Origin of the sequence: Gallalistipes aquisgranensis (assembly GCF_014982715.1) — a bacterium.
Taxonomy (GTDB): Bacteria; Bacteroidota; Bacteroidia; order Bacteroidales; family Rikenellaceae; genus Gallalistipes; species Gallalistipes aquisgranensis.
Genome location: NZ_JADCJY010000001.1, coordinates 997,022 through 1,023,576, shown reverse-complemented (window position 1 = coordinate 1,023,576; position 26,555 = coordinate 997,022). Strand labels below are relative to the sequence as shown.

The window sequence follows — 26,555 nt, the reverse complement described above, 5'->3', positions numbered from 1 at the left end:
CGTTTAATCAGAACGGCCGTCTGCCGAATCCTCCGGGAGGAGGGCCGCCCGGCCCGGGACCGAATCCCCTGTGTCCGCCGGGACCGGATTCCGAAGGCAGGGCATCCGGTGCCCCTCCCTTCGATTTCGAGCCGAAATTACGCAGGTTATAAGTAAATTGAAATCCCCAATAACGGCCAAGGACTTTGTTTGTTACGTTTTCGATATAGGTCTCCTGTATGTTCCGCGCGAAACTTTTGTTCTGATTGAGCAGATCGTTTACACCTACATTGATCTCCCCTCGCTGATTTCTGAACAGTTTTTTGCCGAGATAGACGTTGCAGATCAGATATTCTTCGTTGAACTGATCCGTAATTCCTTTATAGCGCATGTAATTGGCATCGCCGGAGAGAGTGAATCCAAGCCACGCCACCCATTTGATACGCCCCCGGGCCGAATGGGTCAGATACCGGTTGTCCTTATTGCCTTGCCGCTGGATCGAGTTGCGGGCGATGTTGTATCCTCCGTTATATCCGAAAGTGAAATCTATCTTTTCGCTGATATTGCTCCCCAGCACGGCTCCATAATTATAGTAATAACCCGACGAAATATTCTTTACGCCGTCCATGATGCTGGGCGATTCGTTATAAGTCATCGAAGCGTTCAGGTTCAAGTTGCTTTTGATCCATTTCAGAGGGAAACCGTAACTGACGGCCCCCCGAACGTTCCAGCTTCCGTCGAGGTTGACCGGCTTGGTGAACTGGCCGTATGGGTCGATCCTCACACCGTTGATCTCTCCGCCCTCGCGTCCGTAGAATGCGGTCGAATCCCCGATGAAATTATTCTCCAGCGAAGCACCCATCATCAGCATGAAAGTCCGGCCTTTCGTCACGCTCGACTTGTTGTAGTTCATGAACAGGTTGTGCGTGTAGGTAGGCTTCAGATTGGGATTTCCGCCCGTGACGAATTGCGGATTGGTGTTATCCACCACATTCTGAAGATTGGTAACCGAGGGATTGTCGGTATAGGAACGCAGGAAGACGCGGAGCGTATTCGTCGGATTGAACGTATGGTTCCACATGGCGAAATACACGGCATTGTCGAATCCGGCCGAGAGTTTGCTCACGAACGGATACTCCTGGTCTCCGGTCAGCGTAGCCCGCTGGTAATAGACATTCACCGCCAGCATGTTCTTTTTGTCGCCCAAACGGTATCCGGGACCGATACGGTGGGTGAGATAGCCGCTGTTGTATACGTTGGAGAGAACAGGATCAATGACCGGTTCGAACATTTCTGTCTGAAAATCGTACGGATACACCTTTTTGTCGGCATCCGAATAATTGTACGAAATGCGGTACTGGAAGCTCAATTGGGATTTTTCGGTAAGCGGCTCCGTGTAAATCACGCTTCCGTTCAGCCGGTACCCCGAAGAGAGATAGTCCGTATAGAGACGGGTGGGGGAGGTCACCGTATCGATCGGCAACAGACTGTTCGGGGCGTAGACCAGCGTGTCGAGCTCCGAATCGCTGTTGTTGTCCCGCTGATTCCGGTTGAGCCGGAACGAAAAATCGAGCGTCAGCGTACGCCCCGGTTTACCCAGTTTGGTGCGATAGAGCAGGGTGTTCGAGATATTGTATCCGGAAGATTTGGAATCCTTCAGTTCCTTGAGAAGGTTCAGCAACGCACTTTCGGTCCCGACATAATTGTCCATCCGGGAATCGGAACTGCTGTTGGTGCTGTAACTCTGGAAACTGAGGCTCGGCCGGATCATGAGTTCCTGGTTTTCATTGATCTTATACTCTATCTTGGCGTTGAACCGATGGTTGAAATTCCGGGAAGAGGAGCTTTCGCTGCCATTGTACCACCGTACCGTATCCGTCTGGCTGTAATATTGGCGTTGCGTCGTCTTTTCATTCTCGTTTTTCGTCGTATTGAAGAAATAGCTGCCCTGAACGTCTACCTTTTTCCACCAGGTGCCGCTGTAATTGAGCCCGACCGAAGCCACGGTCGATATGCCGGACTGGGGCCTCACCATGAAATTGCGTGCGCTGCCGCCTCTCCTCATCCGACCGCCTCCGCGTGATTGCATACCGCCCCGGCCGGAACTTCCGCCGGTCACGCCGAGAATATCCTCCGTTGAAAAATTCTGCTGATTGACATTGTTGAACAGGCCGATCAGCGAAAGGCGATGGTCGCCCCGGAACATGTTCACATTTCCTCCGGCTATGTATTTGTCATCGAACCCGTAGCCGGCATACAGTTTCCCGAACACTCCGTTTCTTTTCTTGGGATCGGTCACGATATTGATCGCCTTATAGCCCTCCCCGTCGTCGATTCCTGTGAACTGTGCCTGGTCGCTCAGCTTGTTGAATACCTCCACTTTGGAGACGATTTCAGCCGGCAGGTTCTTCAGTGCCGACGAGACATCATTGCCGAAAAATTCCTTGCCGTCGACGAATATTTTCTGTACGGTTTCCCCTTGGGCTTCCACTTCGCCGTCCACGATGGTCACACCGGGCATTTTGGCGAGCAGTCCTTCCGCATCGGCATCTTTGGTCACTTTGAAGGCATTGGCATTGTAGCTGACAGTATCTCCTTTCTGGGAAGTGCGCAGGGCCTGAACCTCCAATACAACGGCATCTATTTTCTGAGACGACTGCTTCATCTGGAGCCTGCCGAGATTGACCCGTGCAGCTCCGATAGTCACCTGACGTTCGATATTCTTGTACCCGAGAAAGGATATTTTCATCCGGTATGTCCCATAAGCGAGACCGGCTATCGAAATGCGGCCCTGATAACCGGAGGTGTTGTATTTCTTTTTCGTCGTGTCCTTCACCGGTGCCAACTCCACAACGGCGCCGGCGATTCCCTCGCCGTTTTCGGAAGCATCCACCAGTGTGGCGGTCAGCGTTCCCGTGGGCGATGCGGTTCTTGTCGAAGTTTGGGATGTTGCAGATTGTATCCACAGCAGACAGCATATAAAAACGAGCGGAAAGCGATACATCATGTTTTTTCGGGTATGTTTTTCGAATAATCGTGGTCAAAGATAACGAATTTCAGCAATATGCGGGTTTTCTTTCGGGTGAAACGGCAAAAACGGGGGCTGAACGGCCCATCAGTAAAAAAGGACGGAGATGTCGTCTCCGTCCTTTTTTCTGTCATTCCGCATGGTCTGCCGGGGCAGGACGATGCGGTCCGTGAACGCCCGGACGGTGTCCGTCTTTCGGACCCCGATTCCGGTGTTGCTGTTTCTGTAATTCCCTCCATTTGGCATACTGTTCCGGTGTCAGGATGTCTTTCAGTTGGTTCTGACGGGCCACCTGCTCTTTTTTCCGATTTTCGGCCTCCTGTTTTCTGTTTTTCCATGCCTCCAATTGCATCTGTTCGATCCGGGCAGCCTGCTGGTCGGTCAATGCAAGTTCCTTTTTCATCAGGGCGACGCGGCGAGCGACAATTTGTTCGGGCGTCATTCTTGCCCTCTGCCGCATGCGGGTATTCCGAAGTTCCGTCCATTTTTCGTACTGCTCAGGAGTGAGGATTTTCTTCATCTGCTCCGCCCGTTCGTCCGTCATCTTTTTCCTGGCAATACTATCCTGCGGCATCCGGGTGCGGAAAGCATTCAGATTCAATCGGGTGATCTGTTCGACCTGCTGGTCGGTCAGGGAAAGCTCCCTTCTCATCCGTTCGGCCATCATCCGGGCCCGGTCTTCGGGGGAAGGACGTTCTCCCCGGGGCGGCTGAGCCATGACGGAGACCGCCATGCACACCATAGCAAGTGCCATTACGGTTTTCATCGCTGTTTTCATACTTTTTCGTTTTTCATGCGGATATCGTTTGTCTCTATCCTGTTTGCAAAGATAGAGCCGGGACGATACGAAACGCACCCGTTTCACGGCGAATCGTCCCTTTTCTCCGCTCAAACGGCCGGAAGGAGGGGTGAAACGGTTTCAGAACGGATCTATTTACGAGGTGTACCCGTCATCCAGCGTTTGAATTCGGGTACGCGGGCCTTGCTGATGACAATCCGTTCGGGAGTTTTCAGAGCCAGATTCAAACTCAGTCTGTTCCCGAACCATACGAAAATGTCTACTATCGCCTTCCTCGAAATGATGAACTGGCGGTTCGCACGAAAAAAGAGTGTTTCCGGAAGCGACCCCATCAGACTGTCGAGCGATCCCTCCATAGGCAGTTCCCTGCCGTCGAGCGTGTAGACTGTCACCCGTTCGTCGCAGGTGTAGCAGAATGCGATCTCCTGAATGCCGAGAGGTATGATCTTATCCTTTATATGAATCAGGAAAGTGCGTTGTCTTTCATTCTGCTGACGGGCCATTTGCTCTACGCGGACGGAATATTCACTGCGGTCATTTTTGGAAAAAAGACTCAATTTGGCCAGGGCCCTCGCCAGGTCTTCTCGCTTGATCGGCTTGAGCAGATAGTCTATGCTGTTTACCCGGAAAGCATCCAGGGCATACTGGTCGTACGCTGTCGTGAAGACCACGGGACAGGCGACTTCGGCCTGTTCGAAAATGCGGAAAGCATCGCCGTCCGCCAGGTGAATGTCCATAAACACAAGATCGGGGACCGGATTCTCGAGAAACCACTTCACCGTGTCGGTCACACTCTCCAGCACGGCCAAGACCTGTGCGTCCGGACACACCTGCCCGAGTAACGTTTTCAAATTGACCGCAGCAGCGGTTTCATCTTCTACAAAAATCACACGCATGGCTGGGGCGGTATCAGAGGGAGTTCGACAGAGAATTCTTCCGCCGAACGTTTCACGACAATCTCCCGGCCGGTCAACAACACATAACGGCTCGACAGGTTTTTCAACCCGATGCCCGTGCTGCCCGGAGCATCAATCTTGGGAATGATCGGATTGGAAACGATCAGAAATTCCCTTTGAGTGCGAATCGAGACATGAAACGGTCTGGAACGGGTTATGCTATTGTGTTTTACGGCATTTTCTATCAGAGGCTGAAGCGACATGGAAGGCAGTTGCCATCGTTTCAGGTTTTCGTCTATCTCGATGTCGAAAAACAGTTTGTCCGCATAGCGCACCTCATGCAGGTATTTGTAGGCATCCAGAAATTTAAGCTCCTCACCGAGCGTGGTGAGACCCTGGCTTCCGTTCTGAATGATATAGCGGAACGTGTCGGAGAGGCGGTCGATGTAGGTCAGCGCCCCGTCGTTCTGCCCCGCCCGCACCAGCATCGAAAGCGAGTTGAGCGAGTTGAAGAAAAAGTGCGGATTAATCTGGTTAATCAACATATTATAACGGGTTTGCAGATTTTCGTTTTTCAGCAGTTGGTTTTCGATCACTATATGCTGTTTCTGATAAACCAATTCGAAAATCTTGCCGTACAACACGGCTACGATCAGCGTAAAACAACTCTTCAATGTCAGCATCGGGCTGAATATGCGCCGGGCGTTCATCTGAATGTCGATTTCTCCGCTGCGGGTAAGGTTGGGTGTGATGAAATAGAACGCCACACAAACCAATACGCAGTAGAGCAATTGAACGACGAATTTCGAGGAACTTTTCTTGCGCAGATTGGCCGTCGTAAGGGAGAGCAGAATGAATGACAAAACGATAAAGTAAAGCACCTGAAGAATCAGAAAAACACTGGAATCCTCCATCGGCACCCTCGGCGGTCGATGTCCTGTTACGGAGGTGTTGCTTCCCAGATAGAAAATGAAATAGGAGAAGTTGACGATCAGACTGATCGCCACGGAGATCAGAAAATTGATGCTCACTATCCTGTATCTTTCCGGGAACCTCATGCTGCGGCTTACTCCTTATACCAGGATGCGTACATCCTGTAATCGTGCGCGATACGCTCGATGATCTCCTTCCGTTGTTCGGGTGTGACATCTTTCACTTTTCTGGCAGGAACGCCGGCGTACACGCTGTTGGGTTCCAACACGGCGTTCGAAAGCACCAGAGCATTGGCAGCCACGATACATCCGGTCCCTACGACCGCATTGTCGAGAATCGTGGAACCGATCCCGATCAGACACTTGTCTTCGATACGGGCCCCATGAATCACGGCATTGTGTCCTACCGAAACATCGTTCCCGATATGCGTTTGGGAGCGTTTGTAGAGCGTATGAATCACCGCACCGTCCTGTATGTTCACCCGGTCGCCGAGAGTAATGGTATTGACATCTCCGCGGAGAACAGCTCCGAACCAGATGCTGCAATCCTCCCCGATAGTCACATCACCGATAATCGTGGCATTCTCTGCCAGAAAGGTATTTTTCCCGATCTTTGGATCGAATCCTCTTACACTTTTGATAATAGCCATTTTGTATCTCTCCTGTTAAAGTATCTATTCCGATTTTTTCGCTTCTTGCCAAAGGGCCTCCATCTCGTCGAGCGTCATCGAGCCGAGCGGTTTTCCTTCTGCCTGCGCACGGTCTTCGATATAGCCGAACCGACGGATAAACTTTTTGTTGGAGTGCTCCAGCGCTAACTCGGGATCAACATGGTAGAGCCTTGCGGCATTGATCATGGCAAAGAACAGATCGCCGAATTCTTCCTGCAGTTTCTCCCTGTCGAATGACGCCGATCCTGCCCGGTCCATCTCCTGCTGCACCTCGCCTATCTCCTCCTTCACTTTGGCCCATACATCCTCTTTTTTCTCCCAATCGAAACCGGCCGAGGCCGCCTTTTCCCCGATCCGGAAAGCTTTGACCATGGCGGGCAGACTGCGGGGCACACCGCCCAACACGCCTTTCTTCTTGTGCTTCTCCTTCAGCTTCAGCTGCTCCCAGTTCTGCATGACCTCGTCAGGTGTATCGGCATGAACGTCAGCGAACACGTGAGGATGCCGGTAAATCAGTTTGTCGCAGATCGCATTGGCTACATCGCCGATGTCGAACGCATTCTGTTCGTCTCCCAGCTTCGAATAGAACACCACATGGAGCAACAGGTCGCCCAACTCTTCCCTGATGCTTTCCATGTCGTTGTCGGCGATCGCATCCGCCAGTTCGTAAGTCTCCTCGATCGTATTGTTCCGGAGCGACTGGAACGTCTGCTTCCGGTCCCAGGGACATTTCACCCTCAGCTCGTCCATGATGTCGAGCAACCGGGCGAATGCCTCCAGCCTTCTGTCTTCCATAAGTGTTTTCTGTTTTTATCCTGACAAAGGTAGCATTTTACGACAAAAATGGTAAATTTGTCGGGGATAAATCATCGAAAAGAGATTATGTGCGGAATCGTTGGATACGTCGGATTCCGGGAAGCCTACCCGGTTCTGATCAAAGGCCTTCACAGACTGGAATACAGAGGATACGACAGTGCCGGAGTGGCGCTCGTCAACGAAAAAGGCGATCTGAATGTCTATAAACACAGAGGAAAGGTAGCGGAGCTGGAACGCTTCGCGGAGTCGAAGGATATTGCGGGCCATATCGGGATAGCCCACACCCGCTGGGCCACACACGGCGAACCGAACGACGCGAATGCCCATCCGCACTATTCGGAGAGCGAAAACCTTGCGTTGATCCACAACGGTATTATCGAAAATTACGGTCTGCTGAAAGAGGCATTGATTCAAAACGGGTTCCGTTTCCGCAGCAATACCGACACGGAAGTGCTCGTACAACTGATCGAATATGTCATGCAGACCAACCGGTGCTCTCTGTTGGAAGCCGTACAGACGGCGCTGAGGGAAGTGATCGGGGCATACGCCATCGCCGTGGTCGAGAAAGGCAATCGGGACCGCATCATCGCCGCCCGCAAAAGCAGCCCTTTGGTGGTCGGCCTCGGCAACGACGAATATTTCCTTGCATCGGATGCCACGCCGATCGTGGAATACACGGACAAAGTGGTATATCTGAACGACGAGGAGATTGCCGTGATCGAACGGGGAAAGCCGCTCCGCGTGGTCGGCCTGAACAACGCCGAAGCCAAGTTCGACATAAAAAAACTTTCGATGAGCATCAGTCAGCTGGAAAAGGGCGGCTATCCCCATTTCATGCTCAAGGAAATCTACGAACAACCCAGGACGATTATCGACTGCATACGGGGACGTGTGAATATCGACGGAACTCATGTCGTACTTTCGGGCGTACTCGACAATAAGGAACGTTTTCTTCATGCGGGACGAATCATTATCGTGGCATGCGGGACTTCGTGGCATGCAGGGCTGATAGGGGAACATCTGATCGAAGACCTCTGCCGCATTCCCGTCGAAGTGGAATATGCTTCCGAATTCCGTTACCGGAACCCCGTGATCCGTCCGGACGATGTCGTGATTGCCGTGTCTCAATCGGGAGAAACAGCCGATACATTGGCCGCCGTCGAACTGGCCAAAAGACAAGGTGCATTTATCTTCGGCATTTGCAATGTGGTCGGCTCCTCGATCGCGCGGGCGACCGATTCGGGCGCCTATATCCACGTGGGACCGGAGATCGGAGTCGCGTCCACCAAGGCTTTCACCGGCCAGGTAACGGTCATGACCATGCTTGCCCTCACTCTTGCCAAAGAAAAGGGAACCATCGAAGAGGAGCGGTATCTGGAGATACTCGGTCATCTGCAGAAACTGCCATCCCTGATCGGCGAAGTGCTCGAGCTCGACGAACAGATCAAAGACCTGTCCAAAATATTCACCTACTGTCATAACTTCATCTACCTGGGGCGCGGCTACAACTATCCGGCAGCTCTCGAAGGAGCGTTGAAGCTCAAGGAGATTTCCTATATCCATGCGGAAGGATACCCTGCCGCCGAGATGAAGCATGGACCGATTGCATTGATTGACAATGAGATGCCCGTAATCGTAATTGCTCCGTCAGATAGCATTTACGAAAAAACCGTCAGCAACATCCAGGAAATCAAAGCCCGCGGAGGCAAGGTAATCGCCGTCATTTCCGCAGGGGACCATACAGTCCGGAACATAGCAGACTACTGCATCGAGGTGCCGACTGTTACGGAGTGCCTTTCTCCCATTCTCGCTTCGGTGCCACTCCAGTTGCTGGCCTATCACATTGCTGTCAATAAAGGACGTGATGTAGACCAACCCCGAAATCTTGCCAAATCCGTTACCGTTGAATAGAATACTTGCCTTTTTCATCGGCCTGCTTTTTCCTCTGGCCGCTTCATGCCAGGATTCCGTCGTGACGGGAGCCCAGCGAATGGGGGAGTACCTGCCTTTACTTCAGGGGAAGAAGGTCGGAGTATTGACCAACCACACCGGGCTGATCGGAAGTACCCATCTTGTCGATACCCTGCTGTCCGAGGGTGTCCACATCACGGCCGTTTTCGCACCCGAGCACGGGTTCCGCGGCCATGCCGATGCGGGGGAAAAAGTGGCAGGCTACCGAGACCCCGAAACCGGCCTTCCCGTCATCTCCCTCTACGGAGCCGATCGCAAACCCCGTCGTGAAGACATCGCCTCCGTGGACATCATGCTGTTCGATCTGCAGGACGTCGGGCTGAGGTATTACACCTATCTCTCCACGCTTCACTACCTGATGGAGACTTGTGCGGAGACCGGCACACCGCTGATCGTGCTCGACCGGCCCAATCCGAACGGATTTTATGTGGACGGCCCTTTGCTCGATCCGAAATTCCGCTCTTTCGTCGGGATGCATCGGATTCCGGTCGTCCACGGCATGACATTGGGCGAGTTGGCCGGCATGATCAACGGCGAGGGCTGGCTCGCCGGAGGCATCAAATGTCCGCTGACGGTCGTCCGTTGCCGACACTACACCCATCAGACCAGATACGAACTTCCGGTCCGTCCGTCGCCCAATCTGCCGAACATGCGGGCCGTGTATCTTTATCCCTCCCTCTGCTATTTCGAAGGAACGCCTGTCAGCGTCGGCCGGGGTACGGATTTTCCGTTCCAGGTATTCGGACATCCTATGCTGAAAGGGCAGACCTTTTCATTCACACCCCGCAGTCTGTCAGGAGCCAAAAATCCTCCCCTCAAGGACAAAGTTTGTTTCGGGGTCGATCTTCGTCACGCCCCTTGCGATGAGAAGATCATCCAGGAAGGAATAAATTTGAAATATGTGATCGAAGCCTATCGGCAGATGCCGGATAAAGAGCATTTTTTCAATCCGATGTTCGAAAAGCTCATCGGGGTCTCTTATGTTCGGGAGATGATCGAGGCAGGCAAGAATGCGGCAGAGATCGAAGCGATGTGGTCCGAAGGCATAGTCCGGTTCAAGAAACAGCGCAAGCCTTACTTGTTGTACGATGAATAAAGTCAAACTTCATACAATATTCCTTTTTTTGCTGTTTTTCAGCGGAAATACATCGGCCCGGGTACCGAATATCATTCCGGCTCCGGTTCGGATGACCGTCACGGAAGGAGGGTATTCCATCACCCCTACAACGGTCATTGTGGCAGTCGATTCCGTAAGTCTTCCTCTCGCCGATTATCTGAATGAATACCTGAGCCCGATGGTCGGGACGCCTTTGTCCATCACCGTACAGCCGCCGGCTGCCAATGCGATTGTGTTGGCCGTCAATCCCCGGGCCGACCTTCCAGCTGAGGGGTATCGGCTTTCGGCCACCCGTAGAGGAGTCGACCTGACAGGAAAAGATCGCGGAGGGCTGTTCAACGGCATTCAGACACTATTGCAACTGTTGCCCGAAACGGTCTATACGCGCCGAACGGCATCTCCGTATCCCCGAATCGGATGTGTCGAAATCAAAGATTATCCCCGTTTTTCTTATCGGGGCATGATGCTGGATGTGGCCCGCACATTCATTCCTATTGATCGGGTGAAACTTTACATAGACTGGCTCTCACACCATAAAATCAATAAATTCCACTGGCATTTAGCCGATGACGAAGGATGGCGGGTCGAAATCGAAAGTTATCCGCAACTGGCCCGGACGGCCGGATTTCGCGGCGGGGACTCACCCGTGAAGGCCATTTACGGAGAGTGGACACGGAAATACGGAGGATATTATACACAGGAAGAGATTCGGGAGGTAGTCGAATTCGCCCGTTTCCGCAATGTCGAAATCATCCCGGAAATCGACCTGCCGGGACACAGCCGGGCCGTCGCCCGGGTCTTTCCCGAGATTCTTTGCCGGGGCCCGGTAGACAGCACGGAGGCCGGATACGACCGTCGCAACGTGTGGTGCGCGTCCAGGGAATCGAACTATCGGATGCTCGAAGCCATTCTCGGGGAAATCTGCGATCTCTTCCCCTCTCCCTATATCCATATCGGCGGAGACGAAGTGGAGTCGTCTCAGTGGAAGGCCTGCCCCGATTGCCGCAGATTGATGCACGGGAAGCGCCCCTCTGTAAGTCAGATAGCCGATCATTTCACGGAAAGGCTCGGTAAAATACTGCAAGCCCGCGGCAAAAAGATGGCCGTATGGAATGAATCGGTTCGCAGCGGCCGCCTCACACCGCAGGGAAAACGGATATACGGATGGGAAAGTACGGAGGTCTGCCGGGAAGTCACCCGAAAAGGATACCGTACCGTCGTTATGCCAGGCCCCTATTTTTATCTCGACATGCGGGAGGCTCCGACGGAACCGGGAGCCATCTGGGCCGGCATGGTAAATGCGGAACGGACCTACTCGTTCCACTTTTCCTCCGAAGGTTTTTCTCCGGAACAGATGAAGCAGGTGGAGGGTGTAGAGGCCGCCTTCTGGAGCGAATTAGGGCTCTCCAATCCGGACGGTTACATGGAATTCCAGCACTATCCGCAACTTTGCGCCCTTGCGGAGGTCGGTTGGAGCCCTTCCGACACGAGGGAATGGCACGATTTCCGGGAACGCCTTGTCCGAAAGCATCTAGCCAGGCTCGCCTCCATGGGTATCCGTTTCCGCATGTTCCCTCCGGAAGTCTCTTACCATAAGGGCAACATCGCAGCATCTGCCCCTATACCGGAGACAGTCATCCGCTACACGACGGACGGACAGGAACCCGACGCGTCTTCACTATTGTACTCGAAACCCATACAGGATACGATTCCCGAAAAATATCTGTTCAAAGCATTCTATCTGGGACGGGGCAGCGGCTCCGTCACGCCTTCGGTACGCCGCGAAATCCACATCGACAGTGCAGCTACACTGACCGTAACGTTTCCGCTGCATGAGATGATCGACCGCAACGGATTATGGTACGTGGGATTTCCCGTTCCCTGTGATGATGTGGTGGTCACCCGGATGGAAGTCGCTTCACCCGACACGACCTACACCATCATCCGGCATGGATGGAGAATCAATCCGTTCCACCGGATGCGTCTGTACGCAGACGCACGCAACCGAAACGGCAAGTTGTCCGTCACGCTGAAAAACAACGATCCCAAACCTTGCAGGCTGATATTCGAACTCGCGCCGTCTCCGTACATAGAACCGGCGGTCATTCTCACCTCCACATTGCCACAAAACGTCCGGTTCCCCTTCAGGAATGCAACCGATTACAACTATACGAGTTATTCGCGGACACGTGGAACCTGTCATGCGGGAGACTCATTCACTTTTACGTTTCGGGAACCGGTGGAGTGCCGTAGTATGGAAGTTGCAACTGGACTGCATCACATGCCGCGATACCACATCATTTCAGGATTCGTGGAAATCAGTCCGGACGGCAAGACTTTCCGAAAAGCGGATACGCTGTCGGCCGGGCGTGCCGTTATTTATCCTGAGATTCCCGTCAAAGTCCTGCGTATCGTATCGACGAGCGAAGGCAACGGTGAAAATGCCGTTGCCATCCAGGACCTGAAGATCAAACCGCTAAAACTATGAACTTACGTTCCTGTACTCTGATCGCTCTGTGTCTGCTGGTATTTCTGCCGGTACGGGGCAAACAATTGCCAGAAAAACTGGACCGGTACATAGACTCCGTCATGCGTGCAGGGTTGGACCGGGGCTATTATCCCGGAGCGTCCGTAGCGATCGGCAACCGGAACGGCCTACTGTTCGAACGGTGCTATGGCCATCAGGATGCGGAAAGGAAGATCCCGGTGTGTACCGAAGACCTCTACGATCTGGCTTCCTGCACGAAAATAGTCGCCACCACGCTGGCAGTCATGCATTTGTACGACAGGAAAGAGATCGACATAAACAAGCGGGTAGGGGACTATCTGCCCGATTTCCGGGGAACCGTCGTAGACGGCATCATGCTTTCCCAGTTACTCACTCACACTTCCGGCCTGACCAATATCCAGCCCTACAAAATCCTGTACAGGAATCCCTGCGGCGATCCGTTGCTCAGTTATCGCCGAAGCGCAGACTATCCTTTCCATGTGGACAAATCCACCTACCTGTGCCGGAATATGGTCGCCGACTCCCTTTTCCTCTCAGCCACTCCCCAAAAGGGGTTCCGGACGGTCTGCTCCCGGCTTTATGTGAATCCTGCGGTCGACACCCTGCTCACGGGCGAAATCGTCCGAAGTTATCGGCCGGCCAACCGGGGACGCTACCTGTACAGTGACTTGAATTTCCATGTGCTGAAAATGGTCATCGAACGGATCACGGGACAGAGGCTGGACCGTTACGTCCGTCCTTTGTACGACCGGATGGATATGCATAACACGGGATTCCGTCCCTATGAATGGAAAGACAGCCTGCACATCGTCCCGACCGAAAACGATCTGCTCATGCGCCGGGGCCCGCTCCGCGGATACACCCACGATGAATTGGCTGCCCTGTCCGACAACGTAGGAGGCAACGCCGGTCTCTTTTCGTGTGCAAGCGATCTTTCCCATTTCTGCGAAATGATTCTCAACCGGGGGGTCTACCGGGGAACAAGGATACTTTCGTCCGCAACGGTCACATTGTTCACTTCATCACCGCTTCGCCCGAAAGGAATCTACCGAGCGCTCGGGTTCGACCGCAGGGCTCCGTCCTCCCCCCTGTACGACGGATTCGGCCATACGGGCTACACCGGAACGATGATCTGGATCGACCCCGGCCGGGACCTTTTTCTGGTTTTTCTGAGCAACCGGGTCCATCCGTCCCGGACCAATCGGGGACTGATCGCGTCGGGCCTGCGTACGAAATTGTGGGAAGAATTGAAAAAGTCATTCGAATGATCGGAAATCAAAAAGGGCATTGAAAAACAATGCCCTTTTTGATTCGATGGGATAGATCAACATATTCCGGACCGAGCATCCCAATAATCTTTCCATGCACTCCAGTATTGCGTCAATGCGGTTTCCGGGATATATTCCAGCCGTTTCCGCCTCTCGGGCATTGCAGTGCAAATTACACTGTATAATACCGAAAAATCAATATCGTATTTAAAAAAAGTGCTTTATAATGGGAGGTATGTCCTGACAAAATTTTTCCGCCGAATAAAAAAGCGAACGAGCCTGTCTTATAAGGTCCGTTCGCTTCTGCTCTATCTTTGTCTATTCCCACTCGATCGTTGCGGGCGGTTTCGAGCTGATGTCATAAACTACGCGATTGATTCCCTTTACCTTGTTGATTATGTCGTTCGACATCTTCGCAAGAAATTCGTAAGGCAAGTGAACCCAGTCGGCAGTCATGCCGTCGGTCGAAGTCACGGCCCGCAGAGCCACGCAGTTTTCGTAGGTCCGCTCGTCTCCCATGACGCCTACGGATTGGACCGGCAACAGAACGACTCCCGCCTGCCAGACCTTATCGTAAAGCCCGAATTCCCGTAAGCCGTCGATGAATATCTTGTCCGCCTCCTGCAGGATACGAACTTTTTCGGCCGTCACCTCGCCCAATATGCGGATTCCGAGCCCCGGACCAGGGAAGGGGTGGCGCCCCAGAATCATGTCCGGAATCTGGAGCTGGCGACCGACCCGGCGCACCTCGTCCTTGAAGAGCAGGCGCAGGGGTTCCACGATCTTCAAATTCATCTTCTCCGGAAGGCCTCCCACATTATGGTGCGACTTGATCGTTGCCGACGGACCATTCACCGACATGGATTCGATCACGTCGGGATAGATCGTTCCCTGAGCCAACCACTTCACATCTTTCAGTTTCTGTGCCTCTTCGTCGAACACTTCGATGAAATCCCGTCCGATGATCTTACGTTTCTTCTCGGGATCGGTCACTCCTTTCAGATCGGCCAGGAACTTATCCCCGGCCCGCACGCCGATCACATTCAGTCCCATATTCTTATAGGATTCGAGCACCGTTTCGAACTCATCTTTCCGCAGCAGGCCCATATCCACGAAAATACATATCAGATTCCGTCCGATAGCCTTGTGCAGCAAAACGGCCGCGACTGAAGAATCCACTCCGCCGGAAAGCCCCAGCACGACCTTATCGTCGGCCACCTTGGCTCTCAACTCGCTGACGGTAGTTTCGATAAACGAATCGGGAGTCCAGTCCTGCCGGCACCCGCAGATATCCACCACGAAATTCCTCAGCAGTTGTTTCCCCTCCGTAGAGTGGTACACCTCCGGATGAAACTGGATACCCCAGCTCTGTTCCCCTCCGATATGATAGGCCGCCACCGGCACGTCATCCGTGCTGGCGATGATCCGGTAAGCCGACGGAATTTTCCCGATCGTGTCTCCGTGCGACATCCAAACCTGTGTTTTAACCGACAGGTCTTTCATCAGAGGATCGGAAGCATCTTTCACCGAAAGCATGGCACGGCCGTATTCCCGTGTAGCCGAAGGCATCACCTCTCCGCCGAAATAGTGCGAAAGGTACTGCGCTCCGTAACAGACGCCCAACAGAGGCAGTTTCCCTTTAATGGCGGACAGGTCGACCCGGGGAGCCTTTTCGTCCCGCACGGAGAAGGGACTTCCCGAAAGAATCACCCCCCGGACCGAATCGTCCAGCTCGGGAATTTTATTGTACGGATGTATCTCACAATAGACATTCAGTTCCCGCACCCGCCGGGCGATCAACTGGGTGTACTGCGACCCGAAATCGAGTATCAGAATCTTTTTCTGCATAAAATTATCTTTGGGTTCGTATTTTCAAGCTCTTATGACGGCACCTGCCTGGCGTTCGAACTGGTTGACAAAGTTGTTCATGACCTTGTCTATCACCGCATCCGTCAGCGTTTTGGTCTTGTCTTCCAGAATGAAACTCAACGCATAGGATTTCTTACCTTCCGGAAGTTTGTCACCTTCGTATACGTCGAACAGGGACACGCTCTTGAGCAGTTTCTTCTCCGTTGCGAACGCGATCGAGCGCAAACGGGCGAAGGTCATATCCTTGTCCACCAACAGAGCCAGGTCCCGTTTCACTTCCGGAAATTTCGAAAGCTCTTCTGCCGTCACCTTATGACGTTTAACGACCTGCAACAACACGTCGAAATTCATCTCCAGATAGTATACTTCGTTCTTCAGATCGAAACTGCCACGGAGTTTACGGGACACCGTCCCCATCCGCATCAGCTCTTTTCCGTTAATCGCAAAGACCACCGCCTCCCCGAAAAGGTCCGATTCGGACGAGTCCGATTTCAAAGCATAGATGTCGATTCCGAAACGGCGCAACAACTTTTCAGCCACGGCCCGCAACTGGAAAAAACCGACCTGCTCCGGCTTACGGTTCCACGACGGAGCTCCGGCCGCCCCGGTCATGGCGACGGCCAGACGGTAGCTCTCGCTATAAGGAGCCAATCCGCCCTCGTCTGCCCTGGAAGGGTCGTAACAGTAACAGTTGCCGAATTCATACAACTTCAGATCGCCGTTTTTCCGGTTCACATTCAACTGGACGGTCTCCAGTATACCGAACAACAGCGTCTGGCGCATGACGTTCAGGTCGGTACTCAGCGGATTGAGTATCTTCACGCAATTTTCGGCCTTGCAGGTCTCCGACTGTTCGTAGTAAGCGCTTTTCGTAAGCGAGTTGCACATGATTTCGGCAAAACCGTTGGAAGTCAGAAAATCCGCCACGCTGTTCACCAGCCTGTCCTTGTCCGGCTTCGGAGCATAGGACAGCGTCGAGTTGACATGCAGGGGAATTTCCACGTTGTTGTAACCGTATATGCGGAGAATATCTTCCACCAGGTCCGCCTCACGCTGTACATCGACCCGGTAGGGGGGGACGGCTACCGAAAGCACGCCGTCCACCTCTTTCTCGATCGTCACATCCAACGCCCGGATAATAGCCCGAACCGTCTCCTGCGGAATCTCCTTCCCGATCAACGCATTGATCCGTTCATAGGAGATGTCGAAACGAAACGGCCCTATCTTTTCCGGATAAATGTCCACGATTTCCGAAGATATCCGGCCTCCGGCCAGCTCCCGCATCAGCAGGGCCGCCCGTTTCAAGGCATAGATCGTATTGTCGGGGTCGATTCCCCGCTCGAAACGGAACGAAGAGTCGGTGTTCAACCCGTGCCGCCGGGCGGTTTTCCGGACCCAGACGGGGTTGAAGTAAGCACTCTCGATAAAGACATTGCATGTCGTGTCGCTCACACCCGAATCGAGTCCGCCGAAGACTCCGGCCATGCACATCGGCCGGGTTGCACTGCAAATCATCAGGTCCTGGGAGGAAAGCTTGCGTTCCTCCCCGTCCAGTGTCACGAAAGGCGTGCCTTCCTCACAGGTTCTCACCACCACTTCTTTTCCCTCGATCTTATCCAGATCGAAAGCGTGCAGAGGTTGTCCCAACTCATGCAGGATGAAATTGGTTATATCCACCACGTTGTTTTTGGGATGGATACCGATGGCCCTCAGTCGCGTCTGCAGCCACTCGGGCGAAGGGGCGATCTTCACGCCCGTCACCGTGATTCCTGCATATCGGGGAGCCGCTTCCGGATTCCGGACGGTCACTTGAACCGGATTTTCATGGCCGTCGACGGAAAACGCCTCCACCGAAGGCTTCTTCAAATCGCTCCGCCGGCCGTTCACCCGCAGATAGGCTGCCAGATCACGAGCCACCCCGTAATGCGAGGCTGCATCCACCCGGTTGGGAGTCAGACCGATTTCGAACAGGTAGTCATCCTCCAGCTTCAGATAATCACGGGCCGGAGTACCCGCCACAGCGGAATCCTCCAGGACCATGATGCCCGAATGGTCTTCCCCTATGCCGAGTTCATCCGCCGCACAAATCATACCGAGCGATTCGACGCCTCGTATCTTGCTCCGTTTTATCTTGAACCCTTCCTCCTGGCCATTCGGATAGAGCGTTGTTCCGACCGTGGCGACCAGCACTTTCTGCCCGGCGGCCACATTCGGAGCCCCGCAGACGATCGGAAGAGGCTCTTCGCCACCGACCGAGACACTCGTGATGTGGAGATGGTCCGAATCGGGGTGCATTTCGCAGGTCAGCACTTCGCCGACCACGACGCCTTCGAGTCCGCCCCGCACCGACTCTATTTTCTCGAGCCCCTCCACCTCCAGACCGATCGAGGTCAGGATCGCCGACATCTCCTCCGCCGAGAGATCCGTTTCAATATAATCCTTGAGCCAATTATAGGAAATCTTCATCGTTCGTAAAAGTTTAAAAACCTGCGAAAGATACGAAAAAGTTCCCAGCTTCAAAAACAATAAAGCGGGAATAATCGACTTCGGAGAGCCTTAACGGGACCCGACATAGAGAAAGACCATACCCAGGAGCACGAGCGCCAGATCGACCGCCTTCCCGGCCAGATTCTTTTCCCTGAAAAAGAGCGCTCCGCCGGCAAACGAGACGATCACGCTCGAGCGCCGGATCATGGAGACGACCGAAATCATCGAATCGTCGTAACTGAGTGCCCAAAAATAGAGAAAATCGGCCGCAGAAAGAAACACCGACACCCCCAGAATGCTCCATCTCCACCTCAGGGGAACCCCCTCCCGACGGCGGGGCCACCACAGGATGAAAAGCACGGCTGCCATAATAAAGAACTGATAGACTGCGAACCACGACTGTACCAACATCGGAGCCAGTCGCGCCATCAGAAACTTATCGTACAGCCCACTGAGCGCTCCCGTAAGCGTGGACAGAAAGACGAACAGAATCCATCGGTTATGCCGGAAATCAATGCCTTCCTTTTTCCCCGATCGACTCAGCAGGAAGAAGGAAAACACGGCCAGCAACACGCCGATCCATTGCCAGAGATTGAGCCTCTCGCCGAAAAACATCATGGCCCCAATCAGCACCATGACCGGACGAGTGGCATTGATCGGCCCCACGATCGTAACGGGAAGGTGTTTGATTCCATAATATCCGAATAGCCAGGAGGTCAGCACCAGCACCGATTTGAACAGAATCAGTCCGTGCGCCTGCCAGTCACCGGAAGGAACGAAAAAGAGAGTGTCCTCGATCCATCCGCAGCTGGAGGCGGAGCCGGCTATAAGCGGCAGAAAAATCAACGAAGAAAACAGCGTATTGAGAAACAGTACGGGAACGACCGCATTCCCCTGCAACGCTCCTTTCTTGAACAGGTCGTAACATCCCAGCAGGAATGCCGAACCGAAAGCCAACAGCAACCACATAAATCACCCGCGTCCGGGGCGAGGATGGTCGTCCGCCGCCGAACGCGGGCAAAGGTAAGGAAAAATCCGATTACAACGAATCGCTGTAAACGGCTTCCGGCAGATCGTGCAGGTTGTACCGCGAAGCCATGGCACTGCCGTAGGCTCCGGCCGACTTGATCGAAACAAGATCGCCGCGCCTCAGTTCGGGCATCCGGACATCCCGGGCGAAGATATCCGACGATTCGCACACCGTTCCGGCAATGGTGTATAACGTCTCTCCGGCCCCCGGAGTCAGATTTTCTATCGCATGATGAGCCTGGTAAAGGGCCGGGCGGATCAACTCGGTCATGCTGGCATCGACAATGGCCACATTTTTCCCTCCCGCCGTCACCTTGTTATACAGCACTCTGGAGATCAGTTCCCCGCATTGCCCCACCAGCGAACGGCCCAGTTCGAAGTGGACTTCCACCGAAGAATCTATTTTCAGATATTCATTGAAAATGGAAAAATAGGTGGCGAAATCGGGAACCAGTTCGCTTTCCGGCTGATCGTAATTGATTCCCAGACCGCCCCCCAGGTTGACGTGTTTCAGCCGGAAACCGTGATCCGTGAACCACTGCCACAGCGTATTGACCCGCAGACAGAGATATTCGAACACACGCAGTTCCCTGATCTGTGATCCGATATGGAAATGAAGACCTACGATCTCTATATTTTTCAGCTCCGGCAACCGGGCGGCCACTTCCTCGATCTCCTTGTAGGAGATGCCGAACTTGCTGTCCGCCTGACCGGTGGAGATATAGCGGTGAGTCATCGGATCGACGTCTGGATTGATCCGCAACGCCACCCTGGCCACCTTTCCCAAACCGGCAGCCAACTCATTGATGATCTCCAATTCATGCCGGGATTCACAGTTGAATGCGAAAATTCCCTGTTCCAGGCTGTACATTATCTCCTTGTCGCTCTTCCCGACACCGGCATACACGACTCCCGAAGCAGGACACCCCGCTTCGATCGCATACCGGACTTCGTTGCCGCTGACGCAATCGACTCCCAAGCCGGCTTGCAACGCTTCGCGAAGAATGCGGGGATCGAAATTGGCTTTCAATGCATAATGTATTTTGTAACCGTACCGGGACGACTCTCCAACTGCCCGCCGCAAGGTTTCACGGAGCAGGTCAATGTCGTACAGGTAAAAAGGAGTGGGATAGACAGCCAGTCTGTCGGCGATCTTACGGCTTAACATCGGATAAACAGTTTGTCGTTAATGCTTTGCAATATCTCTTTTTTATAGTGGGTCTCCACCAGCATGGCGATGCTCCGATGGCTGGCACCATAAGAAATCATTTTTATCGGCACACCCGCCACGCTTTCCATGATCCGGGCAGCCAATCCCGTCTGGGTATGGTCCATGTGGCCCACGATGCAGACGATCGTATTATTCCGCTCGATCTCGATCGTTCCCAGCGCATTGAGTTCCCGGACGATCGCATCCAAATGACAATCACTGTCGATAGTCAGGGATACAGCCACTTCCGAAGTGGTAATCATGTCGATCGGGGTCTTATGCTCCTCGAAAATTTCAAATACCTTCCTCAGAAAACCGTACGCCATCAGCATCCGGGTCGAATAGATGCGGATCACCGTGATGCCGTCCTTGGCCGCAACGGCATGGAAATCACGCTGCGTATCCTCTTCATGGGAAATGGTCGTGCCCGGAGCATCCGGGTCCATCGTATTTTTGAGCAGCACGGGAATATCTTGATCCTTACAGGGCTGAATGGTCGCCGGATGCAGGATTTTTGCCCCGAAATAAGCCAACTCGGCCGCTTCGTCGAAACTCATCCGTCGAATGGGATAGGTGTTTTCCACGAACCTCGGATCGTTGTTGTGCATTCCGTCGATATCGGTCCATATCTGCACCTCTCCGGCACCGATGGCCGCACCCATCAGGGCCGCGCTATAATCGCTTCCCCCTCGGCCCAGATTGTCGATTTCGCCGGAGGCATTGCTGCAAATAAATCCCTGGGTTATATAATAGGTATCCGCATCTCCGGCGGTCAGGACTGACAGTTTTTCCTTCAACAGACCCGTATCCACTTTCGATTCTCCGTCGGTGTGCATGAATCCGGGAGCATGAAGCAGCTCGGCCTTCATCCCCAGTTCCTGCAAATAATAGGTGAATATGGCAGAAGTCAGCAATTCGCCCCGGGCTATGATGATACGTTCGGAAACAGACCCTCGGAAATCGGATACCTCCCGACGAATCGTCTTCAGCGCTTCGTTCATCCGGTCCAATGCGGTTTCCTTGTGGCTGCGCAACAGGTTTTCGATGCAGGTCGTGTATTTTTCGGACAGCATTGCCAGCTCCTCTTCGATCGGGTCCAGAGGGCCTTTCTTTCCGGCCAGTTTCACGATTCGGACCAGCGCGTCCGTTGTTCCGGACATGGCCGACAGCACCGTGATTTTCGCCCCCTCCCGCTTTACGATCAGGGCCACTTTCCGCATATTCTCTGCCGATCCCACGGAAGTGCCTCCGAACTTCAAAACCTTAATCATACAAAATGGAACAATAAGTTAAAAATATTTTAATTTTGTTTGCTTTTCGCAAAAGTACATTAAAATGTTTGTTTTTCTTTAAAAAAAGTATTTTTTTTGCAACATCCTTAAAAGGGGTAAAAAATCGCACATAAGTAACAATCCGAAGCATAATTTTAACCCGAAACGATAATCCGTAACCTTAACCGCTCCTTATGTTAACCATTCCCAACGCAGTAGAAGAAGTCATCAAAAAGAAGCCCTTTCTGGAGGGGGCTTTGGTGGAAGGGCTCGTCAATCTCTCGGCACTGGCCCGCCAACTCAAACCCGAAATCGAAAAGAAAGTCGGGAAAGAGGTCAACGATAGTGCCGTCATTATGGCTCTGAACCGGTTGGTCCCGCGGCTCGAATTGATGTCCGCCATGAAATTCAAGAAAGTGGTCGAAAATATCGGCGACATCATCGTACGCTCCAATCTGGCGGATTACGCATTCGTCAATTCGCCCACGCTCTACGAACGGCAGGCTGCTCTGCTCGATCGGGTGCGCAGCATGAAAGACGTTTTCTGCACCTTTTCGCAGGGAATCTATGAAACGACGCTCGTGGTGAGCAACACGATCGTGCCACTGGTCGATGAAATCTTCGCAAGCGAACACAATATCGCCCAGACCCACAACCTTTCGTCCATCACGGTCAAACTGCCTGCGGAAAATACGGTTTGCCCCGGTGTGTATTACTATATATTTAAAGAGTTGGCGTGGGACAACATCAATATCTCGGAAGTGATCAGCACGACCAACGAATTTACGGTAGTGGTAAGCGACGAGGACATTCATCGTGCCTTTACCATTCTGATGGAGGCCAAACGACAGGCCAGCTTCTAAACAGCTCCGGTCATCTCCCGCTTTCCGTATCGGAAAACGGGAGAGAGGAAGCCTGTTTGTCATGATCGGGGTGAGGCACTCTCTTTTCAGGAACCGCAAATTTGTTTAACTTTGCGCCGATTAAGCCACTCACATGAAAAACATACGTAATTTCTGCATCATAGCCCACATCGACCACGGCAAAAGCACACTTGCCGACCGCCTGCTGGAAACGACGAAAACCCTTTCCGAACGGGAACTCCAGGCGCAGGTGCTCGACAACATGGATCTGGAACGGGAAAAGGGTATCACGATCAAGAGTCACGCCATCCAGATGGAATACGTGCGCGGAGAGGAAAAGTACATTCTCAATCTGATCGACACTCCCGGACACGTGGACTTCTCGTACGAGGTATCGCGTGCCATCGCTTCCTGCGAAGGGGCGCTGTTGGTAGTGGATGCCACACAGGGCATTCAGGCCCAGACCATTTCGAACCTCTACCTGGCTCTGGGGCACGATCTGGAGATCATTCCCGTGCTCAACAAGATCGACATGGAGGCTGCTATGGTGGAAGAAGTCAAGGATCAGATCGTGGACCTGCTAGGCTGCAAACGGGAAGAGATTCTCGCTGCATCGGGCAAGACGGGGGAAGGGGTCGATACGATTCTCGAAGCGATCGTGGACCGTATTCCCGCCCCGAAAGGCGATGACCGGGCCCCGTTGCAGGCGCTGATCTTCGATTCGGTATTCAACTCTTTCCGGGGAATCATCGCCTATTTCCGCGTATTCAACGGGACGATCCGGAAAGGCGACAAGGTGAAGTTCTTCAATACTGGCAGCGAATATACGGCCGACGAGATCGGCGTACTGAAACTGAAAATGAGTCCGCGCGACGAAATCCGCGCCGGCGACGTAGGGTACATCATTTCCGGCATCAAAACCTCTACCGACGTGAAAGTGGGGGATACCGTGACGCATATCGACCGCCCGTGCAGCGAAGCCATCGCAGGATTCGAAGACGTGAAGCCGATGGTTTTCGCAGGGCTCTATCCCGTAGATTCCGACCAGTACGAGGACCTGCGGGCCTCGCTGGAAAAACTGCAGCTGAACGATGCTTCACTGACGTTCGATCCCGAAAGTTCGCTGGCCCTCGGCTTCGGCTTCCGGTGCGGCTTCCTCGGTCTGCTTCACATGGAAATCATTCAGGAGCGGCTTTACAGAGAGTTCAACATGGATGTCATCACGACCGTCCCGAACGTCTCCTACAAAGTGCATACGACCAAAGGCGAAGTGATCGACGTGCACAACCCGTCGGGACTTCCCGAGCCCACGTTAATCAGCCACATAGACGAGCCCTATATCCTGGCCCAGATCATTACCAAAACCGAATATCTGGGCAATGTAATGAAACTCTGCATCGACAAACGGGGGATTCTCAAAAACCAGGTATTCATCACGCAGGATCGGGTAGAGGTCAATTTCGACATGCCTCTGTCCGAGATCGTCTTTGACTTTTACGACAAGCTGAAAAGCATTTCGCGCGGTTATGCCTCTTTCGATTACCACATGACGGACTACAAGCTGAGCAAACTGGCCAAGCTGGATATTCTGCTCAATGGGGAGCAGGTGGATGCCCTCTCTTCGCTCATATATAGCGACCATGCCTATGATTTCGGGCGTAAGATGTGCGAAAAACTCAAGGAACTGATCCCCCGTCAGCAGTTCGACATTGCGATCCAGGCAGCCATTGGTGCCAAGATCATTGCCAGGGAAACCGTCAAGGCCGTGCGCAAGGACGTGACGGCCAAATGTTACGGAGGCGACATATCACGAAAACGGAAGTTGCTCGAAAAGCAGAAAAAAGGAAAGAAACGCATGCGTCAGGTAGGTAATGTGGAAGTTCCGCAGGAGGCGTTCCTCGCCGTTCTGAAAATGGACTGACCACGTACAGCGGTGTTCTCATAAAAACGACATACCATGCAATACGAAGCGACCCAGAACCGCTACGACGGAATGGAATACCGCCGTTGCGGCCGCAGCGGAATCAAATTGCCGGCCATATCGCTCGGCCTGTGGCAGAACTTCGGCGACGGCGACGATTTTGCCCGCAACGAAGAGATCGTCCTCTCGGCTTTCGACCGGGGGATCACCTATTTCGACCTGGCCAACAACTACGGACCTCCCCCCGGAAGCGCGGAAACCAATTTCGGCCGTATTTTCTCCCGGAATCTGAAGTCCTACCGCAATGAGGTCATCGTTGCCACGAAAGCGGGTTACACCATGTGGGAAGGCCCTTACGGAGACTGGGGTTCCCGCAAATATCTGGTGGCGAGTTGCGATCAAAGCCTTCGCCGCATGGGGCTCGATTACGTGGACATTTTCTACTCGCACCGCTACGATCCGCACACGCCGTTGGAGGAGACGATGCAGGCCCTCGACTACATCGTCCGGTCGGGACGCGCTCTGTACGCGGCTCTTTCGAACTACCCGGTCGAACAGTTCGTGCGGGCCGCAGGTATCCTCCGCGACCTGGGAACGCCCTGCCTGGCCCACCAGATCCGCTATTCGATGTTGGTCCGAGAGACGGGGGATTCGCTTTTCGGAGCCCAGCGGGACGAAGGAGTGGGGTGCGTCTCGTTCTCTCCGCTGGCGCAGGGGCTTCTGACCGGAAAATATCTCGACGGCATTCCCGCCGGTTCCCGCGCTTCGCGCCATGGTTCACTCAGCGAAGAGTTCATCTCCGAAAACATCGGAAAAGTCCGATCCCTGAATGACATGGCCCTGCACCGGGGACAGACGCTGGCCCAAATGGCGATCGCATGGCAACTGACCGACAATCGTGTGACTAGCGTACTGGTCGGTGTCAGTTCGAAAGAGCAGCTCTCGGACAATCTGGCCGCCCTCAGCAACCGAACGTTCAGCAGCGATGAACTAGGCCGCATCGACGAGATACTCGCCCGATAACGATAAAAAAAGGGGGGGGTGAATCGCCCCCTTTTCCACATGCCGTTTTCCATTCTGATGCATGCCGGAATAACCGACAACCGTCCGACGCTCAATATTTTTCACCGCTCGGTTCGCCGCCCAGCCCGTCTCTGAATTTGACGGAAGCATGCGTTCCGTCGCAATACGGTTTATTGGAAGAGGCTCCGCATCGGCAAAGAGCGACCCGGTTGCGGATTTCGTAAACATATCCGTCAGGGCGCTCAATACGAATGCCTCCCCGCACCCAAAGCGCTGCACTGCAACGGATGGCCGGATCTTCGATCAGCCCCAGACTCGGCTCGTAACGAGGCTCGAAAGGTTGTTGCGTCTGATTGTCCCATGCACTGAGACGGGCTCCCGGACAATGGTTCGCCTCCCAAACGGTAGCTTCCCGGGCCGCAGGATCATCCGATTCTCCGACCAGATTCCACACCCTGCCTCTCGCATCGCAAAAGCGGGCGAATGCACAATAGCTTTCATTGTCGGAAAGGGAAAGTGTAGGGCCTTCGAACACCTCGGCATCCTCTTGCAGGGGATGTTCCGAAGCGGTCAATTCCGGATTCCATTCGGCATGCAGATGCTCCCCGTCGCAATAGGGTTTATCCTTCGAATGTCCGCAACGGCACAATGCCGTAGGTTCTTCCTTCATGGGAAAATTTCGACCGGGCTGAAAATTCCAGCTGGCACCATCCCCGTCCGGTACAATGAACTGCTGACTCAGTGGCGGCCGGCCGAAAACGAGATAGGGTCCCTGGGCATCGACTCTGATACGGAATTTTCTGTCTGCAGGCACGGAGCCCTGTTCGATCTGTTCTTTACTCATGGCTGTCGGATTTAGATACAAGATACGACCCGGTCACCGGCAAGAATTATAC

At 53.5% G+C, this 26,555-nt stretch carries 19 protein-coding genes; 7 read left to right on the top strand and 12 right to left on the bottom strand.

What is annotated here, in order from left to right; all coding sequences use genetic code 11:
• Positions 1-7 precede the first annotated feature (7 nt).
• The 6 genes from INF32_RS03855 to mazG all read right to left on the bottom strand — a co-directional run bounded on the left by INF32_RS03855 (position 8) and on the right by mazG (position 7,100).
• Positions 8-2,986, bottom strand: coding sequence for an outer membrane beta-barrel protein (locus INF32_RS03855; protein WP_226387089.1), 2,979 nt, complete (start codon positions 2,984-2,986; stop codon positions 8-10).
• Positions 2,987-3,137: 151 nt separating this feature from the next.
• Positions 3,138-3,785, bottom strand: a complete 648-nt coding sequence (locus tag INF32_RS03850) for a hypothetical protein (RefSeq protein WP_226387088.1) — start codon at positions 3,783-3,785, stop codon at positions 3,138-3,140.
• 152 nt (positions 3,786-3,937) lie between these two features.
• On the bottom strand, positions 3,938-4,702 hold the full coding sequence (locus tag INF32_RS03845) for a LytR/AlgR family response regulator transcription factor (RefSeq protein ID WP_226387087.1): 765 nt from the start codon (positions 4,700-4,702) through the stop codon (positions 3,938-3,940).
• A complete protein-coding gene (locus INF32_RS12095) occupies positions 4,693-5,733 on the bottom strand; it encodes a sensor histidine kinase (RefSeq protein ID WP_226387086.1) in 1,041 nt (346 codons plus the stop codon). Before INF32_RS12095 ends, INF32_RS03845 begins: the two co-directional genes overlap by 10 nt.
• 35 nt (positions 5,734-5,768) lie before the next feature.
• Positions 5,769-6,284 carry a gamma carbonic anhydrase family protein gene (locus INF32_RS03835; protein ID WP_226387085.1) on the bottom strand — a complete coding sequence of 172 codons (516 nt, stop codon included), beginning with the start codon at positions 6,282-6,284 and terminating at the stop codon, positions 5,769-5,771.
• Between the two features lie 24 nt (positions 6,285-6,308).
• Positions 6,309-7,100, bottom strand: a complete 792-nt coding sequence (gene mazG, locus INF32_RS03830) for a nucleoside triphosphate pyrophosphohydrolase (protein WP_226387084.1) — start codon at positions 7,098-7,100, stop codon at positions 6,309-6,311.
• Between the two features lie 87 nt (positions 7,101-7,187).
• Between mazG and glmS the strand changes: the two genes are divergently transcribed.
• From glmS to INF32_RS03810, 4 genes are read left to right on the top strand one after another with little or no spacing between them, the layout of a single operon-like run.
• Positions 7,188-9,032 (top strand): glutamine--fructose-6-phosphate transaminase (isomerizing), encoded by a 1,845-nt coding sequence (glmS, locus tag INF32_RS03825; protein ID WP_226387083.1) that lies wholly within the window; start codon positions 7,188-7,190, stop codon positions 9,030-9,032.
• A complete protein-coding gene (locus INF32_RS03820; protein WP_226387082.1) occupies positions 9,025-10,188 on the top strand; it encodes an exo-beta-N-acetylmuramidase NamZ family protein in 1,164 nt (387 codons plus the stop codon). The genes glmS and INF32_RS03820 overlap by 8 nt, the downstream gene beginning before the upstream one ends.
• Complete coding sequence (locus INF32_RS03815; RefSeq protein ID WP_226387081.1) at positions 10,181-12,697, top strand: beta-N-acetylhexosaminidase; 2,517 nt, start codon at positions 10,181-10,183, stop codon at positions 12,695-12,697. Before INF32_RS03820 ends, INF32_RS03815 begins: the two co-directional genes overlap by 8 nt.
• A complete protein-coding gene (locus INF32_RS03810) occupies positions 12,694-13,986 on the top strand; it encodes a serine hydrolase domain-containing protein (protein WP_226387080.1) in 1,293 nt (430 codons plus the stop codon). Before INF32_RS03815 ends, INF32_RS03810 begins: the two co-directional genes overlap by 4 nt.
• Before the next feature lie 318 nt (positions 13,987-14,304).
• Here the strand turns inward: INF32_RS03810 and guaA are convergent, their stop codons facing one another.
• The 5 genes from guaA to INF32_RS03785 all read right to left on the bottom strand — a co-directional run bounded on the left by guaA (position 14,305) and on the right by INF32_RS03785 (position 21,849).
• Positions 14,305-15,834 (bottom strand): glutamine-hydrolyzing GMP synthase, encoded by a 1,530-nt coding sequence (gene guaA, locus INF32_RS03805; RefSeq protein ID WP_226387079.1) that lies wholly within the window; start codon positions 15,832-15,834, stop codon positions 14,305-14,307.
• A gap of 24 nt (positions 15,835-15,858) precedes the next feature.
• Entirely contained in the window at positions 15,859-18,321 is a 2,463-nt protein-coding gene (pheT, locus tag INF32_RS03800; protein ID WP_226387078.1) for a phenylalanine--tRNA ligase subunit beta, read from the bottom strand.
• Between the two features lie 90 nt (positions 18,322-18,411).
• A complete protein-coding gene (locus INF32_RS03795) occupies positions 18,412-19,311 on the bottom strand; it encodes a DMT family transporter (protein WP_226387077.1) in 900 nt (299 codons plus the stop codon).
• 70 nt (positions 19,312-19,381) lie between these two features.
• Complete coding sequence (gene lysA / locus INF32_RS03790) at positions 19,382-20,539, bottom strand: diaminopimelate decarboxylase (protein WP_226387076.1); 1,158 nt, start codon at positions 20,537-20,539, stop codon at positions 19,382-19,384.
• Complete coding sequence (locus tag INF32_RS03785) at positions 20,533-21,849, bottom strand: aspartate kinase (protein WP_226388098.1); 1,317 nt, start codon at positions 21,847-21,849, stop codon at positions 20,533-20,535. The genes lysA and INF32_RS03785 overlap by 7 nt, the downstream gene beginning before the upstream one ends.
• A 197-nt stretch (positions 21,850-22,046) precedes the next feature.
• Here INF32_RS03785 and INF32_RS03780 point away from each other — a divergent pair, with 197 nt between their 5' ends.
• The 3 genes from INF32_RS03780 (at position 22,047) to INF32_RS03770 (ending at position 25,659) form a co-directional block, all read left to right on the top strand.
• Positions 22,047-22,715: an aspartate kinase family protein gene (locus tag INF32_RS03780; protein WP_226387075.1), complete on the top strand. Its 669-nt coding sequence runs from the start codon at positions 22,047-22,049 to the stop codon at positions 22,713-22,715.
• A gap of 133 nt (positions 22,716-22,848) precedes the next feature.
• Positions 22,849-24,636, top strand: coding sequence for a translation elongation factor 4 (gene lepA, locus INF32_RS03775; RefSeq protein WP_226387074.1), 1,788 nt, complete (start codon positions 22,849-22,851; stop codon positions 24,634-24,636).
• Positions 24,637-24,672: 36 nt separating this feature from the next.
• A complete protein-coding gene (locus INF32_RS03770) occupies positions 24,673-25,659 on the top strand; it encodes an aldo/keto reductase (RefSeq protein WP_226387073.1) in 987 nt (328 codons plus the stop codon).
• A gap of 91 nt (positions 25,660-25,750) precedes the next feature.
• Here INF32_RS03770 and INF32_RS03765 read toward each other — a convergent pair whose 3' ends face one another.
• Positions 25,751-26,503: a CDGSH iron-sulfur domain-containing protein gene (locus tag INF32_RS03765; RefSeq protein WP_226387072.1), complete on the bottom strand. Its 753-nt coding sequence runs from the start codon at positions 26,501-26,503 to the stop codon at positions 25,751-25,753.
• Positions 26,504-26,555: the final 52 nt, after the last annotated feature.